The sequence below is a fragment of the Pseudomonas sp. MS01C9 genome (assembly GCF_058202755.1).
Genome location: NZ_CM177073.1, coordinates 241439 through 257968 on the forward strand (window position 1 = coordinate 241439; position 16530 = coordinate 257968).

General features: G+C 60.8%; 16 protein-coding genes. 7 read left to right on the plus strand and 9 right to left on the minus strand.

The genetic code is table 11. The features are described 5' to 3' along the window. Window positions 1-7: 7 nt before the first annotated feature. Window positions 8-1774 carry a S8/S53 family peptidase gene (locus AC1M7R_RS01105; RefSeq protein ID WP_490610167.1) on the plus strand — a complete coding sequence of 589 codons (1767 nt, stop codon included), beginning with the start codon at window positions 8-10 and terminating at the stop codon, window positions 1772-1774. 146 nt (window positions 1775-1920) lie between these two features. Next, a complete protein-coding gene (locus tag AC1M7R_RS01110) occupies window positions 1921-2664 on the plus strand; it encodes a substrate-binding periplasmic protein (protein ID WP_072399105.1) in 744 nt (247 codons plus the stop codon). 137 nt (window positions 2665-2801) lie between these two features. On the opposite strand, the gene AC1M7R_RS01115 is transcribed toward AC1M7R_RS01110, so the two are convergent. After that, window positions 2802-3695 carry a LysR family transcriptional regulator gene (locus tag AC1M7R_RS01115; RefSeq protein WP_072458382.1) on the minus strand — a complete coding sequence of 298 codons (894 nt, stop codon included), beginning with the start codon at window positions 3693-3695 and terminating at the stop codon, window positions 2802-2804. Between the two features lie 148 nt (window positions 3696-3843). Between AC1M7R_RS01115 and AC1M7R_RS01120 the strand changes: the two genes are divergently transcribed. Next, window positions 3844-4713, plus strand: coding sequence for an NmrA/HSCARG family protein (locus AC1M7R_RS01120; RefSeq protein ID WP_072399109.1), 870 nt, complete (start codon window positions 3844-3846; stop codon window positions 4711-4713). A gap of 258 nt (window positions 4714-4971) precedes the next feature. Here AC1M7R_RS01120 and AC1M7R_RS01125 read toward each other — a convergent pair whose 3' ends face one another. The 4 genes from AC1M7R_RS01125 to AC1M7R_RS01140 all read right to left on the minus strand — a co-directional run bounded on the left by AC1M7R_RS01125 (window position 4972) and on the right by AC1M7R_RS01140 (window position 8336). Beyond that, the gene (locus AC1M7R_RS01125) at window positions 4972-5604 is read right to left on the minus strand and encodes a pyridoxamine 5'-phosphate oxidase family protein (protein WP_072399113.1); all 633 of its coding nucleotides are present in this window, start codon (window positions 5602-5604) and stop codon (window positions 4972-4974) included. Between the two features lie 35 nt (window positions 5605-5639). Next, complete coding sequence (locus AC1M7R_RS01130; protein WP_072430603.1) at window positions 5640-6158, minus strand: GNAT family N-acetyltransferase; 519 nt, start codon at window positions 6156-6158, stop codon at window positions 5640-5642. Between the two features lie 105 nt (window positions 6159-6263). After that, window positions 6264-7295: a MerR family transcriptional regulator gene (locus tag AC1M7R_RS01135; RefSeq protein ID WP_490610168.1), complete on the minus strand. Its 1032-nt coding sequence runs from the start codon at window positions 7293-7295 to the stop codon at window positions 6264-6266. Window positions 7296-7376: 81 nt separating this feature from the next. Beyond that, entirely contained in the window at window positions 7377-8336 is a 960-nt protein-coding gene (locus AC1M7R_RS01140) for a hypothetical protein (protein WP_490610169.1), read from the minus strand. 342 nt (window positions 8337-8678) lie between these two features. On the opposite strand from AC1M7R_RS01140, the gene AC1M7R_RS01145 reads away from it, so the two are divergent. The 3 genes from AC1M7R_RS01145 (at window position 8679) to AC1M7R_RS01155 (ending at window position 11040) form a co-directional block, all read left to right on the plus strand. Further along, window positions 8679-8951, plus strand: coding sequence for a hypothetical protein (locus AC1M7R_RS01145; RefSeq protein WP_490610170.1), 273 nt, complete (start codon window positions 8679-8681; stop codon window positions 8949-8951). A gap of 314 nt (window positions 8952-9265) precedes the next feature. Next, window positions 9266-10579 (plus strand): AAA family ATPase, encoded by a 1314-nt coding sequence (locus AC1M7R_RS01150; protein WP_490610171.1) that lies wholly within the window; start codon window positions 9266-9268, stop codon window positions 10577-10579. Continuing rightward, window positions 10579-11040: a hypothetical protein gene (locus AC1M7R_RS01155; RefSeq protein WP_490610172.1), complete on the plus strand. Its 462-nt coding sequence runs from the start codon at window positions 10579-10581 to the stop codon at window positions 11038-11040. Before AC1M7R_RS01150 ends, AC1M7R_RS01155 begins: the two co-directional genes overlap by 1 nt. Before the next feature lie 260 nt (window positions 11041-11300). On the opposite strand, the gene AC1M7R_RS01160 is transcribed toward AC1M7R_RS01155, so the two are convergent. The 3 genes from AC1M7R_RS01160 to AC1M7R_RS01170 all read right to left on the minus strand — a co-directional run bounded on the left by AC1M7R_RS01160 (window position 11301) and on the right by AC1M7R_RS01170 (window position 12837). Next, the gene (locus AC1M7R_RS01160) at window positions 11301-11555 is read right to left on the minus strand and encodes a DUF2790 domain-containing protein (protein WP_072399126.1); all 255 of its coding nucleotides are present in this window, start codon (window positions 11553-11555) and stop codon (window positions 11301-11303) included. 112 nt (window positions 11556-11667) lie between these two features. Beyond that, window positions 11668-12138 (minus strand): cyanase, encoded by a 471-nt coding sequence (gene cynS, locus AC1M7R_RS01165; protein ID WP_063320589.1) that lies wholly within the window; start codon window positions 12136-12138, stop codon window positions 11668-11670. A 39-nt stretch (window positions 12139-12177) separates the two neighbouring features. After that, complete coding sequence (locus tag AC1M7R_RS01170) at window positions 12178-12837, minus strand: carbonic anhydrase (protein WP_076406831.1); 660 nt, start codon at window positions 12835-12837, stop codon at window positions 12178-12180. Between the two features lie 109 nt (window positions 12838-12946). Here AC1M7R_RS01170 and cynR point away from each other — a divergent pair, with 109 nt between their 5' ends. Continuing rightward, complete coding sequence (gene cynR, locus AC1M7R_RS01175; RefSeq protein WP_076407355.1) at window positions 12947-13834, plus strand: transcriptional regulator CynR; 888 nt, start codon at window positions 12947-12949, stop codon at window positions 13832-13834. Between the two features lie 264 nt (window positions 13835-14098). Here cynR and AC1M7R_RS01180 read toward each other — a convergent pair whose 3' ends face one another. Continuing rightward, window positions 14099-16498 (minus strand): TonB-dependent siderophore receptor, encoded by a 2400-nt coding sequence (locus tag AC1M7R_RS01180; RefSeq protein WP_490610173.1) that lies wholly within the window; start codon window positions 16496-16498, stop codon window positions 14099-14101. Window positions 16499-16530: the final 32 nt, after the last annotated feature.

Here is a 16530-nt window from a genome sequence, read left to right on the forward strand (position 1 = left end):
CTGGTTCATGCCCGTACGATCCGCTGCCCTCGCCGCTTTGCTCACCCTGGCCACCCACACCCTGGCTGCCGCGCAAGAGCCGCTGCGCCTGGAAGCCCTGAAGCGCTGCGGCGACCTGCTGCAAAGCCAACGACAGGACTGGTGCCTGACCGTGCGCGGCCTGGGCCAGGACGCCCCACAACTGAAGCTGGGTGACAAGGCGATACCGGCGCAAGCCGTCCAGCGCGACGGGGCCAACCTCCGGTTGAGCCTGGACAGCGCCGACTACCAGAGCGGACCGCTCTGGCTGCAGGAGGGTTCGCGCACCAGCAACGCAGCCTGGCTGACCCTGCGCAACAGTCACGTCCTGGCCGCTACAGCGGACGAAGTGGCGAAGAACATGGACGGCCTGACCACCTACGTCAACCTGGTCAGCGTGCTGATCGAGGAAGATCGCGAAGGCTTGCCGGAAGCCCAGCGCCTGGCCAGCAAGTATGGGGCGAAGGTGGTCGGCAGTATCGCGCCGCTGAACGTGTACCAACTGCGCTTGCCCGCCAGCGACCTGGTGCAGCGCGACGCGCTGGTGCTGCGCCTGGGCAGCGAGACCAGCGTGGATGCCGTGGTGGTGGAAGAATCCGCCGCAGAAGAAACCGAGCAGGCTACCGCCCGCCCGGCAGAACCGAAGAAACCGGCCCAGGACTCCGATGAATGGGCGGCGAACCGCTTTCTCGATGCGGTGAATTATTACCAGCGGCGCATTCCCGGCCAGCAGGCGCCCATCCGACCGCAGCCGGTGCGCATCGGCCTGATCGAGCGCGACGTGGACTTCGACACCGCGGATTTTGCCGATTACCTCGGTCCCTGCTCGGCGCCGCGCACGTGCGTCTACGCACGCGATGCCGATAAGCCGGATAACCATGGCACCACCGTCGCCGGCATCCTCGCCGCGCGCTGGGACGACGGCGGCAATACCGGTTTTCTGAGGGGGCTGGACAAGACCAGCGGTGGTTTCGAGGTCATCGTCGAACGCAATTCGGACGCGGGTATCACCGCCAACATCGCCGCCTCGGTCAACCTCGTGGAAGACGGCGTGCGAGTACTCAACTGGAGTTGGGGCATTCACCGGGTCGGCGCCAAGGATGTCAAAGGTGACGACGTGGATTCGCTGCTGCGCTCGGGGATCGCCATGGGAGGCTACGAGGAACTGTTCGAAGAATTTTTCCTGTGGCTACGCAAGGCTCATCCCGACGTGGTGGTGGTGAACTCCGCCGGCAACGGGTCTTCGTTCTCGGGCACGGACGAATACCGCCTGCCCTCCTCCTTCATCACTGAGCAACTGCTGGTCGTTGGCGGCCACCAGCGCAGCGAACGCACCGGAGTCGCCGTCCAAGACCCGGCCTATGCGGTCAAGCGCGACTCCTCCAACATCGACATGCGTGTCGATATCACAGCCGCCGCCTGCGCCCACGCCTCGACGCCCCAGGCCGGCCAGGAAGGCGCGGTGCATTGCGGCACCTCCTATGCCACCCCCATGGTGGCGGGATTGCTGGCGGCGATGCTGTCCATCAATCCGCAACTGCAACCCGAACAGTTGCGCATGCTGCTGCGCCGCAGCGCCATGACCATTGGCGATAATCACGACTTCGAGGCCATGGACGGCGAGGATCTCACCGCGCCCATCCTGCCATCGGAGCGCCGTTATCAGCTCAACGACAAGGACGTGGGCCGCTCGGCGCGGCTGGACATGCAAAAGGCATTGGACCTGGCCGCCCAGAGTCGCGAGCGGGTGCGCTGAGTCCGGCCAGGTTGGCGATGGGAGAATGATTGGATAGGCGCCATCGCGGCAGGGCGCCTGTCTGGCGACATTCCAGGGTCTATACTGAGTTTGTCCCTTCAGTCAGCTGCGCTCTTGAATACCGACCAGGCCACCAGGCAGAACACTTGAAATATTCCATATTCGCCGTTGCGCTGCTCTGCCTACTGCTCGGCACGCCGGTCAGGGCCGAGTCGTACCTGGTCGTCACCGAAGAGTGGGCGCCGTACAACTACCTGGAAAACAATCAACTGACGGGCATGACCACGGAAATCGTCCGGGCCATCATGACGTTGACCGCAGACGACTTCCCCATCGAAGTGCTGCCCAGCATGCGCAGTTCACGGGTCTTGAAGACCCGGCCGAAGACCATCCTGTATTCCATGTTCCGTACCGCCGAACGCGAACCGCTGTACAAGTGGGTCGGGCCCATCGTCGAGGAATCCATTTACCCCTATCAACTGGCCAGTGCACAGCAACCGGTCAATACACTGGAGCAACTGTTGCAGGCGCCCCAGATCACCACACGCAATGCCGGCCTGATTCCCGAAGTGCTGCAATCACGCGGCTTCAGGAATCTGGACAAGAGCGCCACCGGAAGCCTGCAGCTCTACCGCATGCTCCTGGCCGGGCGAACGGAGATCATCGTCGGCGATACCCCGGCGGGCATGGCTTACTACAGCCGTCAGTTGAAAATCCCGCCTGGCCTGTTGCGGCAGGTGCCTGTCGAACTCTATCGATCCTCGCTGTACATCGCCTTCAGCCGCGACTCGGATGACAGCGTCGTCGCCGCCTGGGCCCGCGCCCTGGAGCAACTGCGCCGCTCGGGCGAGCTGGAGCGCATCCAGCGCCGGTACGCCCAGCCCAGGTAGTAACCGCGTACCGTCGAGCCTGCGCATCGGCTCATCGTGCTTCGGCAAGCCTCATGAAACCGGGTCGCGGGACAAGTGATCGACAAGTCGATGCAGTCGCGGACGGCGACGTTTCTCGAATCGGCGGCTCGCCACAGTCAGGCTGAAGACTTCTCGGTGCCTTCGAAAGTCAGGGAAAGGTCCGGGTATCGGGCGCAGATGAAGTCCACGAATGCGCGAACCTTGGGGGGCGCAAGACGCCTGGAGGTATGCAAGACCCAAAGCGCCGGTTCGGCGCCCACCATCGTGCCCCACTGAACCAACTCGCCACGGGCAAGCTGGTTCCAGGCGATGGATTGTGGAATGAGCGCTGCACCGCCACCGGCCACAGCGGCATCCCGGACCATCAAGAAGGAGGAGAATCGCATGTTCGGGTTCGGCTCCAGGACCAACTGCCCGCCATCGAGAACCCACTGGGTGGGCTGGAAGGTCGAGGTCACGATGCCGGGAACCACCCTGACGTCCCCGGGCATGGGCTTGGGTATGCCCGGCGCGGCCACGACCACCAACCGGTCCCTGGCGAAGCAGCGGCCGACCAGATTGCTGTCCGGACTCGGGTTGATCCGGATAGCGACATCGAATTGCTCCTCCACCAGATCCACCTTCCGATCTTCCGCCACGACTTCAATCTCGACCTGCGGGTAGGCCCTACAGAATTGCGCTCCGATGTGTCCCATCGCGAGCTGGGAGAACAGCACGGGGGCCGCGACCCGCAAGCGGCCACGAGGTGTCGAAACGCCTTCCCGAGCTGCCGTCATGGCTTCGGCCACTTCACCCAGTGGCCCCTCGGCCCGAGCCATAAGGCCCTGGCCGGCTTCGGTGAGTTTCAGGCCGCGGGCGCTACGCTCGATCAGCCGCACCCCCAGTTGCTCTTCAAGCTCCGCAATACGCCGCGACAGGGTGGCCTTGGGGATACCGCTCGCGCGGCTGGCCTTCCCCAACCCCTCATGGGTGGCGACCAGAAAGAAATCCAGCAACGCATTCAGGTTCATGGTGTTCCGTTTTTGAAACGAGGTGTCTGGATTCTGCCGTCTTCGTTTTTCAAGTGCAACGGAATACCTTCTGCACATCGAACTTGTTCGAAGCGTCCAGAGCAGCGCCGTCAACGCGGCTCCACTGACCCACTACAGGAGCGTCAAAATGAGCATTCTCGTCATCGGTGCCACGGGCACCATCGGTTCACTCGTCATCCAGGGCCTGGCCAACGCGAACGTCGAGGTCAAGGCCCTCGTGCGCCAAGCGGGCAAACGGGCGTTCCCGGCCGGCGTCACCGAAGTCGTCGCCGACCTCACTGATGTCGCATCGATGCGCACCGCGCTGTCGTCAGTGCGTACGCTGTTCCTGCTCAATGCCGTGACGCCCGATGAGGTCACCCAGGCCCTCATGACACTGAACCTCGCTCGCGAGGCCGGCATCGAGCGCATCGTCTACCTGTCGGTGATTCACGCCGACACGTTCAGCAATGTCCCGCATTTCACCGGCAAATATACGGTCGAGCGCATGATCGAGCGTCTCGACATCCCCGCCACCATCCTGCGACCGGCGTATTTCATGCAGAACGATCGCATGGTCCAACAGACGATCCAGGACTATTCGGTGTACCCGATGCCCATCGGTGCGGCGGGCGTCTGCATGATCGATGCGCGGGATATCGCCGATGTCGCCGTGGCCGAGCTGTTGCGCCGCGACAAGGCCGCTGCCGCGCTGGATAGGCTCACGCTGGAATTGATCGGGCCGCAAGCGCTTACCGGTGCTAGCGTGGCGAAGATCTGGAGCGCCGTGCTGGGTCGCGAAGTCGCTTATGGAGGGGATGACGTGGTCGCTTTCGAAGGGCAACTGGCGTCACACGGGCCCGCCTGGCTGGCCTATGACATGCGCTTGATGATGGAGGGAATCCAGGCAGACGGCATGCGGGCAGCCGAAGGGACGGTGGAACGACTCCAGACCCTTATCGGCCACCCGCTGCGCACCTATGAAGATTTCGTGCGCCAGGCAGTTGCCGGGGTCTGAATGGCGGTGCCAAAGGAGGCGGTTCAGCCTCCTTTGGGCATGATGAGTTGATCGCCTTCTACGCCCGTCAATCCCCCGGCAGCACCCTGTCAATTTAGTTTTTCACGATGACCTGGTCGGCAACCAACACAAAAGTATCGGCCCGACATAAACCGTTCATCGTCGTTACACAGTCATAGTGTCCGAAGGTCATCAGGAATAAACAACAGGCGCTACCCAGGCCTTATCGAGCCGGGTATCGAGTGCATTGTCAATCGCTCAATAAAGCGTATTGGCGACACGCTCCGGCAGGGCCTTGTCGTAAGCATCGCCATCAACCTTGGCAGGACAGATGCGTTTGAACACTTCGCCTGCCGAGGGCAAGGCGCTGCGCTCGACCTGTCGTTCCCTATCCCATAACCCTGCCCTGACCACCGCCCTGCTGCACTGGAAATAGACGCTGGAAACGGTGACTTCCAGAACGGTCCGAGGGCGCTGCCCTTTCACCTCGAACCGGGCCAGCAGCCCGGGCTCGACCGATATCCTGGCCGTACCGTTCACCCGCAAGGTTTCCCCCACGCCCGGCACCAGGAAAAGCAGCGCGACCCGGGGATCCTCGACAATATTTCGCAGCGAATCGATACGGTTGTTGCCGCGCCGGTCGGGCAGATACAGCGTCTTGCTGTCATGGACATGAACGAATCCCGGCGCGTCGCCCCTCGGGGATGCATCCAGCCCGCCGGGCCCCGAGGAAGCGAGGATCACGAAGCAAGCCGCTTCGATGAAGGGCTGGTAGACCGGATGGATATGGTCGACTTCCTTGAGCAGCGAGGGCGTCGCGACGGCGCCATAGAGGCTTTCCAGCGCTTGTGTCGTGGTGATGTAGGCGCTGCTGTCGTTGTCGCGTTCCATGCTTGTCTCCGTTGCAGGTATTTGAAAAATCGTCTTCAGGTGACTGACCAGACCATTGCACAGCGGCTGCCCGGAGCGTATCCGCGTTGGTATTCGGCGCTCAACAGGGCCGCCAGTCGCGGCTGCAGGTCTTGGGTGGCTTGAGCCTGGAAACCCATGCGGGCATAAAACGGGGCATTCCAGGGCACGTCGATGAATGTCGTGAGGGTGACCAGATGCAGCCCGTTGGAGCGGGCATGCTCCTGGGCAACCTCTATCAGACGCCGCCCCACGCCCCGGCCCTGCCAGGGCCGCGCGACGGATATCTCATGGATATGAAGAGCCTCGCCGTAGCGCTCGGCACTGAGAAACCCTTGCGGCGCGCTTTCGTCATCGAGGGCGACCCAGCATGTCGATAGCGCAATGAGCTGGCGATGTCGCTCGACGGACATCGGCGGCGACTGCGCCACCCAGCTCAACTCATCAATGCTTCCGAACGCCAGGGCGGCGGACGCCTCGATGGCGGGCAGGTGTTGTGCGTCGTCCGCAACGGCGACACGAACAGTCACAGGCATAGGTTCCCTCGGTTCTGTGAATGGACCGGCCCGATCAAGAGCCTGGCAGGCCGCGCCCATTCGATGGCGCAGCCTGCGCAAGCATCAGCGCAATGACCCTCGTGGTCAATGCGCCTCCCCCATCAGCCCGGCCACCGCTTTCTCCAGAAAGCCCAGGCAGCGCTCATCCAGCCAGGTGCCTTCGGCGAGGCTGGGCTCCTGTTGCATGGCATCGCGGATCTTCTGGTGGGTGCTCGGATCGTCCCCGGCATAACCCCGGAACAGGGCGAGCCAGCGCGCAGCCAGTGCCCGCCCCTGCTCTCCATCCGGCATGGCGCCGGCGTCCAGAGCATTGCGCAAGTCCATCAGCAACGGCGGCCACCCCTGCATCTGGCGTCCATAGTGCTGGCGCATGAAAGCGAACTCCTCGGCCGAGAGGTAACGGGCGAACACGCAAAGCTTGCTCTCGGCGAAGGCCTCCAGCAGATAAGCCACCACCTGCGGCGACACCCCCAATTGCTGCTGAAACAGAGGCTCCTGGGCGTGCATACTGCTGAGCCTGAGCAGCCAGTCGGGATTGGCGTCGGTGTCACGCTCCAGGGTGCACATCCAGCGTCGGGCAAGCTGCTGGGCGGCTTCGCTGCTGGGCGGGGTACCAGCTTCATGAAGCGCATTGGCCTCGGCGGCCAGTTCCAGCCACTGCGTGCGCAGGGCGCCATCGGCCTGATAGAACGGCAGGTGGTCGAGTTGGTCTTGGGTGAAATAGCGGTCGTACATGAACATCATCTCCAACGTGGTCAGCCAGTCGTCCAGCTCCGGCGCCTCCCCCGCCACGAGCCGCGTCTTGAGCAAGCTCAGCCGATTGCGCAAATGCGTCTGCTGCGCGATCAGGCGGTCGATGGCGCTGATCTGCCGCTCGAGGGTGGGAACGAGCGCGAGGTCCGGATCGTCGATTGCCGCGCCGATCTCTGCCAGCGACATGCCGAGCTCGCGCAGCGCCTGGATCTGGTGCAGGCGAGCGATGTCGTTACGGTTGTAGAGGCGGTAGCCGGCGTCGGTGCGGGTCGAAGGACGCAGCAGTCCGATGCTGTCGTAGTAATGAAAGGTCCGCACGGTCAATCCCGTGCGCCTGGCCAGTTCACCTACTCGAAGCAACATCGTTTCAACTCCTGTTTCCTTAGACGACGCCCATGCTGCGGCCTCACGTTGCGTGAGGGTCAAGCCCCGGGTGGACGACCCTCAGGGCTTGGAACGCATCCGGCCGCGGATCGCCATGTACAGGCAACCCCAGGCAATGAAGCCAATGACCACGCCTTCGACGAGACCCACCAGCAGGTTCAAGGAAAAACTGAACGGCTGCTCAGCCCAGTGGAACGTCGTCGAGCCCGTTCGAAAACCACTGACGCGCAGCCGTCCGGTAAAAATGGCCGGCACCAAGGTCATGACGTTAGTCAGTTCCAGCACCGCAAAGAAGGCGCCCAACAGCGTGAGCAAGGCTCGTGCGGGCAAGCCCAGTTTCTCGATTGGCTCAGGCGCAGCAGCGTCGCCCTTTTCCCGGCGCTGACGGGCTGCCCTTACTGCCTTGCCGCTGCTAGGGGCCGGAGTTGGCCTATAGGGCACCGTCACAACCGGCGCCGCCCCCTCGACGACCTCGGTGGGCAACGCCACGCCCAGGTAGTCGGCCAGCTCCCGCAGCCACACGTCCGTGCGCTGACTGCCCGGTACCACCGGAACGTTGTCGGTGGTCAGGCGATGCGCGGTGCCATCGCGCAGTATCAGCCACAGCTGGGTGCGAGCTCGCCCAGCCTGCGGGAGGCGGCGCAGTTCAAGGGATTTGGCAGCATCGATCCGGAAGGCCGATTGCACACGCTCGCGGCGCCCGAAAAAGTTACGGGTCAGGCGCTTGCCTTCGCCGTGGACCCGCGACAACACCAACGTCTCGTGGACGCCGGTGTACACCACCAGCAGCAGGCCAAGGGCAGGAATCAGCAGCCACAGCAGCACCATCAAAAGAGCGGACAGTGGATGCACCTCAGCCATCGACGAGGCCCCATCCACCATTACGAACACGGCAAACGCCATCGGCAAGATAAAGGCCAACGCCCCTATCACCCATACGACCAAGCTCTGCACCACGTTGCGCGACTGGATGTGCAAGTCACCCTGCGCGGTGCGCTCGAACCGATGTCCTATCAACATGCATGCCTCCTGGTGCGTTGCTTTGCAGACCGTTCGAGGGGCCGGGAGACGATCGGAACGCCTCGGGCCGGGATGGTGTTTCAGGGGGCGGAGAATACCTGATGTCGGGAGGGCTCAGGGGTCGGGTGGGGTTTTCTCCGGCGTGAGCAATTGGTCCTACGGAAATGGATCACGTCGATTGGTTTCCTTGGAGAATTCTCATGATTCCTACGAAGGCGTCGGAATCTCTCACCTTGTTCGTCTTGGGGGCGCAAATCTATAGTTCTTTCCGTCGCCAACCATGGTGATCAGGTTTGGCGACCTGCGTATCGGATAAGCCCTCTAACCAAATGGAGCAATCCCATGCAGAGATACATCCCCATCACCGGCATCGACTGCACCCCAGCCGCCCTGCTCATCGATACCCAGGCACCGCTTGACGTGCTGCACGCAACTGCCGATTACCGTATCCGCACGGTGACCCAGGTATTGGAAAACATCGCGTTTCGCTCCGAGATTGCCAGCGATACGGTGGTGCTTTCAGATTTCGCGCAGCTTTTGGTGATTCCGTTGCGGGATGGGTGTGATTTGCTGGAGGTGATTGGGCGGCGGCTTCAGGAGCAAGTTGAGGCTTGATAGGAAAACGGGCGCTTGGAACGCCCGTTTTTTTGCTGGACAGGTGGCAGTTACCTGGGTTGCGCCCTCAGGTGCACGATTGAAAACCAAAAACCATCGTCGGCGCCATAGCTCTTTGCGACCACTCTCTCGTTCTCGATGAATACGAGAGACGTACCCAGACCGGGGTATCTCAGGTCATTTTGCTCACGTACTATGTCAGGATGAGTAGTTGATCCCCCCCTAGAGTGAAGCATGCCCAACGATTTTTTATCGAAAACGAGGGTGACAGTGTGCGGAGAGTTATTAATGACGCTTGTACGAGCATTTAAAGTATGTTGACTTCAATTGAACTGAAAAACTTTAAGAGCTACGAGAAGGCTAGCCTGCCGCTGTCGGCCATGACTTTTTTGATCGGCGCCAATGCCTCAGGTAAGAGCAATGTGCTTGAAGCAATCCGACTTCTCAACTGGTTGGCCAAGGGGAGCCGTCTTGATGACATCACTCGATCTATTCAAAGTGGGGATGCAGTCGTCCGTGGGCAAGCAAACGACCTGCTGCGCGATCCTCTAGCCAGCTTCAGTCTTGGGGGTCGATTCGAAGGCGTTCCTCAAAGCTGGGGCCATTTTGAAATCTCAATTGGCCTGATAGCCGATCAACTCGTCGTTACGGCAGAAAGCGTGGTGAAGCCGAACGAAGCAGTACCTCTATATCAAATCGACGGGTTGGCTAACCCTCATACTGATGAAATCAGAGTGGCATACAACAATTTCAAGCGAGGAAAGAATAAGCCCCATATCCCTTGCTCAAACCGGCAAGCTATTTTTTATCAACTTGAAACACCTGGTCGGTTCGAGTCGGGCCATCTTGAATCACAGCGTGTGATTCCAATCGTGACAAAAGCTATACGCGAGACTTTGCGCAATGTCGTGTTTCTTGATCCGCGCCCTGCTCTGATGCGTGACTATGCATATGTGAAAGACGATCTCATCAAGGAGGACGGGAGTAATCTTTCTGCTGTTCTCTATCAAATTTCTCAGACTTCGGAGCAGAAGACAAAGCTGCTTGCATTCATCAAGTCATTGCCTGAACAAGACATCACAGATATCGAGTTCATCAAGACTGATCGCAACGATGTAATGGTTCGGTTGGTGGAATCCTTTGGGCAGAAAAGCAGAAAGGTAGATGCCCCCCTGCTCTCTGACGGTACGCTTCGCGTTCTGGCTATCGGTGCAGCTTTGCTGACTGCTCCTGCGGGAGCGCTAGTGGTAATCGAAGAAATCGACAATGGCGTTCACCCCAGCAGGGCGGAAACCCTGGTAAAGCAACTTCAAGCCATCGCAGCAGAGAGGGGGCTGCGAGTTTTACTAACATCACACAATCCGGCGCTCATGGATGCATTGCCTGACAGTGCGTTGGCTGATGTGGTTGCCTGTTATCGCGACCCGGAAGAAGGCGACAGTCGTTTGGTACGTCTAGGTGATCTGGAGCGATATCCAGAATTGGTAGCACAGGGTCCGCTAGGGCAGCTCATGACTCGACGGGTCCTTGATCGGTTCTTAAAAGACACTACCACCGAGGAGCAACGCAAGGCACTGGCGCTGGACTGGTTGGCCGGGCTTCGCCAGAGTACACAAGGAAGGGAGTAATGGCAGCAGTTTGCTTGATCGATACCTCCATCTTCGTAGAGATCCTTAATGTGCCCATGAAAGCCCAGCGACACATAGAAACGCTCCGGCAGTTAGAGCAACGCATACAAGGAGGCGAATCCTTGTTTCTGCCGATGGCTACAATACTCGAAACGGGTAATCACATCGGGCAGAACGGGGACGGCGGCACAAGACGTAGCTGCGCAGAAAGATTCATTCAGCAGGTCGATGCAGCACTAGCTGGGCGTTCCCCGTTCAAGGCCATAAGCTTCTTGCAAGAGGATGAGATGCGCGCTTGGCTGAAGGAGTTTCCACAGCACGCAATGTGTGGCAGCGGGCTCGGTGACCTGTCCATTATTCATGACTGGCAACGTCTTTGTTCACTAAATATGGCGAGACGAGTCTATATCTGGTCTACCGATAACCATCTCAATGCGTACGACCGAGCACCTCAACTGTGAAGCCGGGGGTGAAACTGCACTGAAGCTGGGGACAGGCCACGATTTTGAATTCACCTGCAATAAAGGAAACAGATTTTTTATCAGAAAAACAAATCTGTTTCTTTTTCCAGAATACCGTCCGAGTAGAAGCAGCAAAGCTTGGCGCGAGGTGCAGGTAGCGAAGGATATTGTTCTCAAAAGGCACAGGGGTCGGCGGATGTTTGAGCCCCCCTCCCCCGGCGCCGAGTGATCGAGCGCCAGGGGAGTCGGCGGCAGAGGCGTCAATTGGTACAGCCCGTCCCTATAACCTGGTACTCCATGATGTGCCGATCGCCTCTGGAGTCGTCGTAAGTCATCTGCACCGGCACTACATCGCAGATATTGGGTATCGGCGTCATCGCCACAATGTGCGCGATATCCAGTTTCTGAGCGTATTGATAGGGCTCGACTGTAACTTGCGCAGCCCGAGTATCCTGTTCATCGGCCATGGCGACAGAGCCAAGGCAGGCCAGGAATAAGACGAGTAACCGTTTCATAGCAATCACCTGTAATGAGGGCGTGAGAAGGCCAAAGCACTCAATTTGTGCTCAGTCGTGATAAAGGTTTCGGGTGTAGCCCGGTCGCCGCCAGACGCCGGGCTGACTTGCATCAGAAGGGCTTGGTAGGCAGGTACTTGCCGTCCAGGGTGATCACGGCGCGATGGCCGCCCTCCGGATCTTCGACTTTCTTGATGTCCAGCTTGAAGTTGATGGCACTGATGATGCCGTCGCCGAACTTTTCGTGAACCAGAGCTTTGAGGGTGGTGCCGTATACCGAGATCATCTCGTAGAAACGGTAGATGGTCGGGTCGGACGGTACGCCGTCAAAAAAGCTGCCGCGAATTGGCATCGATTGCAGCAAGGCGATCTGATCGGCATCGAGGTCGAGTTTCCTGCCCACGACATTGGCGGCGCTGGCAGGCAGCGGATGCTGGCCGAGCAAGGCAGCAGTGACGAAGGCTTCGGACAAGCCGGTGCCGTCAACGATCTCGGCGAAGGACAGGTCTTTGCGAGCCTTGGCCAGAATGATGGTTTCAGTCAGCTCCTGGCGAGCGGTGCGGGTGGCTTGAGTCTGGATCATGGCGTATCTCCTGGGTTGGCAACGGTGCAGGTACAGGCTTCAGGCAACGTGCCTGGCTTGTTGGGAAACGGCGTGAACTTCGGGGTTCTCGGCGAGGGACACGAAGATCCCGGTACGGCCATCGAAGGCGTCGATACGCCCGCTCTCGATGTCATAGACCCAACCATGCAGGGTCAGGCGGCCTTCTTCGAGAGCCAGGCGAACGGATGGGTGTGTCTGGATGTTGGCCAACTGCGCGATGACGTTTTCGCGCACCATTGAGGCTACTTTGCTCGGCAGATCCGGGTGTTTGCGGGCTTCGTTGACGACCTTGGCCGAGTCGGCGTAACGGAGCCATCCGGCGACGGCAGGCATGTGATCCAGGCACTTGCAGGTGGCCACGGCGGTCATCGCGCCGCAGTCTGAGTGGCCGCATACCACGATGTCTGCGACCTGAAGTGCGGCGACTGCGTATTCAACGGAGGCCGAAACGCCGCCCGGCTCCGGCCCATACGACGGCACGATATTGCCGGCATTTCGAATGACAAACAGATCGCCTGGCTCGCGCTGGGTGACCAGCTCCGGCACCAAGCGGCTATCAGAACAGGAGATGAACAGCGCTCTCGGGTTCTGCTGAGTGGCCAGGTCCTTGAACAGTTTGGCCCGCTCAGGGAAGGCGTTTTTTTGGAATTTCAGAAAACCGTCGATGATCGCTTTCATGGTTGCTGTCTCAATGTCGCGGGTGTGAAACAAAGACTAAGCAACGCATTACATAAGGTAAAAGTCTCATTTATTATGAGATTGATCAGATTACTTTATGGCCAAATCCATGCTTGCTCGACATGTCCAATATTTCCTCGCGGTGGCGGAACATCTCAGTTTTACGAAGGCCGCGGCTGCGCTGCACGTCTCTCAGCCGGCCCTTTCGCAGCAAGTGAGGCAGTTGGAAGAAAGCCTTGGAGCCCAGTTGTTCGACCGCTCAGGACGCAGCACCCGTCTGACTGACGCGGGGGACGTCTATCTTCTGTATGCGCGCCGTGCTTATCAGCAACTGCGGGAGGCCAAAAGCGCCATCCATGATGTGAGCGACCTCACCCGCGGCTCATTGCGCCTGGCCGTGACGCCGACGTTCACGACCTATCTGGTAGGGCCGGTAATCGAAGCATTTCACTCCCGGTACCCTGGAATCACCCTCAATCTGAGGGAGATTTCCCAGGAGCGCATTGAGGAGCTGCTTTTGGCAGGCGAGTTGGACGCCGGAATCGCGTTCGATGAAATAAATACACCGAGCATTGATGCCATCCCCTTGCTGAACGAAACCCTTGCCTTGGTGGTAAGTCGCAAACACCGCTTGGCCGAGGAGCCGTCCATTGGATTGCAGGACCTGAATGCTGAGTCCCTGATTCTGCTCAGTCCAGAGTTTGCAACCCGCGAACAAATCGACCGCTACTTCCGCACACACGCGATTCACCCTCACGTGCAGATGGAGGCCAATGCCCTCGGCGCCGTGATCGAAATTGTTCGCAGGACCAATCTATCGACTTTATTGCCTGCCAAAATCGCGTTGGCCCATGATGATCTGGTGGCTATCGCACTGGAGCCCGAGCGCTTGCAACGCACCGCCGTCCTGATGCGGCGCAAGGATGCCTTTCAGAGCGCAGCGATGCGAGTTTTCATCGAAGTGGCTAAAGAGGTAGCCGTTCAACTGAACGTGTAATACCTGTGCTCGTCGAGCTTGACGGGGCTGAGCCGAGCCTGTGGCGTGTAATAGCAGGCTTGTGGAAAACGACAGACTGCCCCTTTTTACGGAGCGCTGCCGTGTGCACGAAGATAGGCTCGGATGCCGCGATTGCAGTGGCGGTTTCTGGCTGACTCCAGCCGACGACAGAGGCCGCAAATGCAGCCTCTCGGAGCGTCTGGCAAAACCGCCTTTCGCATAATCACACAACTTGCGACGGCGCCTCGTTAATCGCCGGCAACCTCAGAAATCAACAGTAGCCGACACCTTCAGCATACGCGGCGCCCCTTGGGTCAGATAACCACCATTGGCCGAGGCCCAGTAGTTCTCGTCGGCGACGTTCTCCAGCATCGCGTTGAAGGTCAGCGCGCGGCCATCCATCTTTGTTCGATAGCGTGCGCCCAGGTCGACGCGGGTCCAGGCGGGGATGCTGTATTCGTTGGCGCTGTCTACGAACTGGCCGCCGGTGCGCAGTAGCAGGCCGTTCAGGCTCACCCCGGGCAAGCCGGGCACATCCCAGTCGGCGCCCAGATTGAACTGGAATTTGGGCACTCCCACCGCCTGGTTGCCATCGTCGCGCCCGCCAGCGGTGCCGCGCAGTTCGGCTTTGGTCCAGGTGGCGCCGCTCAGCAGGCGCAGGCCGTCCAGCGGTTCGCCGAACAGGCTCAATTCCACGCCGCGATTGCGCTGCTCGGCATCCACCCGGTAGTAGCCGTCGCCGCCGAGCACGCCTTGCGGCTGCTCGATGCGGAACAGGCTGAGGCTGCCGCCGAAGGTGCCCCAGTCGAGCTTGGCGCCCACCTCGGTCTGCTTGGAGCGATAAGGCGCGAACATCTCGCCGTTGTTGAGTGCGGCGGCAGGCGCAGTCGGGCCCTGTTGCAGAGACTCGACGCGGTTGGCATAGAGCGACAGGTACTCGGTGGGTTTGATCACCAGGCCATAGGCCGGCGTGGTGATACTTTCCTGATAGTTGGAGGTGCGGGCACCGCTGGCCGCGTTCCAGGCATCGGCGCCGATGGACTGGCGGCGTACGCCCAGGGTCAGCAGCACGCGGTCGTCGAGCAAGCCCAGGGTGTCGGACACCGCCAGGCTACGGTTCTGCACCTTGGCGGTGGTGTCCGGGTCGTGGATATCGCCGGAGACGCTGGTGGCCGGCGGCTCGGCCACGGGCTGGCCCTCATACAGGTTGCCGAAGCCACGACTGCCCGCCGCGGTGGACTCGAACGCGTTGCGTTTCTCTTGCCAGATGCCATTGGCGGCCAGGTTGATGCGGTGGCTGACCGGCCCGGTGGCGAGTTCGCCGCGCAGCCCGGTGACAGCGCTGAGGGTTTCCTGGTCCAGCGGCGAATAGAGGCGGCCGATACGGGCGTCGCCATTCGCGCCATAGACGTAGTTGGAGGCGTAGACACCGTTCTCCCGCGTGTATTTGCCGCCAGCGCTCAGGTAGGCCGTCCAACTGGGCGAGAGGTCATACTCGGCGCTGAACATGCCATAGGTGTCTTCGAGCTGCGACCAGCTCCAGGGTTGCGCGTAGTTGTGGTCGGAGTCCGGTGCCGACGGCGTCTTGCCATTGAGCCGGCTGGTCGGCCCCGTCGTGGTCAGGTAGACCACCGAGCGCCCTTCGTTGACCCGCTGCTTCTGGTAACCGAAGTCCGCAGACAGGCGCAGACGGTCACCGCGGTAGTCCAGACCGAGGGTGGCCAGGCTGAAGCGCGAGTGTTCATCGTCAACCGCAGTCTCGCCCTCGCGCTGGGCCAGGTTCACCCGCACGCCGAAGCGGTTGTCCTCGCCGAAGCGCTGGCCCAGGTCGAGGTGGCCGCCTACCCGGCTGTTGCTGGCATAGTCCAGGGTGGCGCTGCGCGTGGGGGTGTCCTGGGCACGCTTGGAGACCACGTTGATCGCCCCGCCGACACCGCTGCCCGACGGCGATACGCCATTGACGAAGGCGTTGGCCCCCTTGAATACCTCGACCCGCTCGACCGACTCGGTGGAGATGATCTGGCGCGGCAGAATGCCGTACAGGCCGTTGAAGGCAATGTCGTCGCTGAACAGCTGGAACCCGCGCAGGACGAACACCTGGGAGAAGTTGCCGAAACCGAACGACTGACGCACGCCCGGATCGCTGGCCAGCACATCGGCCAGGGTCTGCGCCTGGCGCTTCTCGATCAACTCGGAGGTGTAGCTGGAGAAAGCGAAGGGCACATCTTGCATGTCCTGGTTGCCCAGCACACCGATGCGCGCACCCCGCGCCGCCTCCCCGCCGGCGTACTCGGCCGGCAGGTCGACACGGCCTTCGGTGATTCCATTGATGGTGGTCGAACCCAGCTCCAACACGCCCTGCTCGGGCAGCGGCACCAGCGTGATGGTGCCGTCGCCGCCGGCCTGGAAGGTCAGGCCGCTGCCCTCCAGCAACCGCTGCAGACCGTCGACCACCGAATAATCGCCCTTGAGTGCCGGCACCATGCCGCAGCCACGGGTCAGGCCGGCGTCATAGAGCAGCCGTACATTGGCCTGCTCGGCGAAGTCGGTGAGCGCCGAGTCGAGGCGCTGGGCCGGCACGTCGAGCTCGACGGCCTGCGCCTGTGCGGCAGTAATGGCCAGGGGGAGAACGGCTAGCGCCGCGAGGAAGGAAGTCGACCGCATGCTGATGTCCTTGGCTATCAATACGAAGAAGT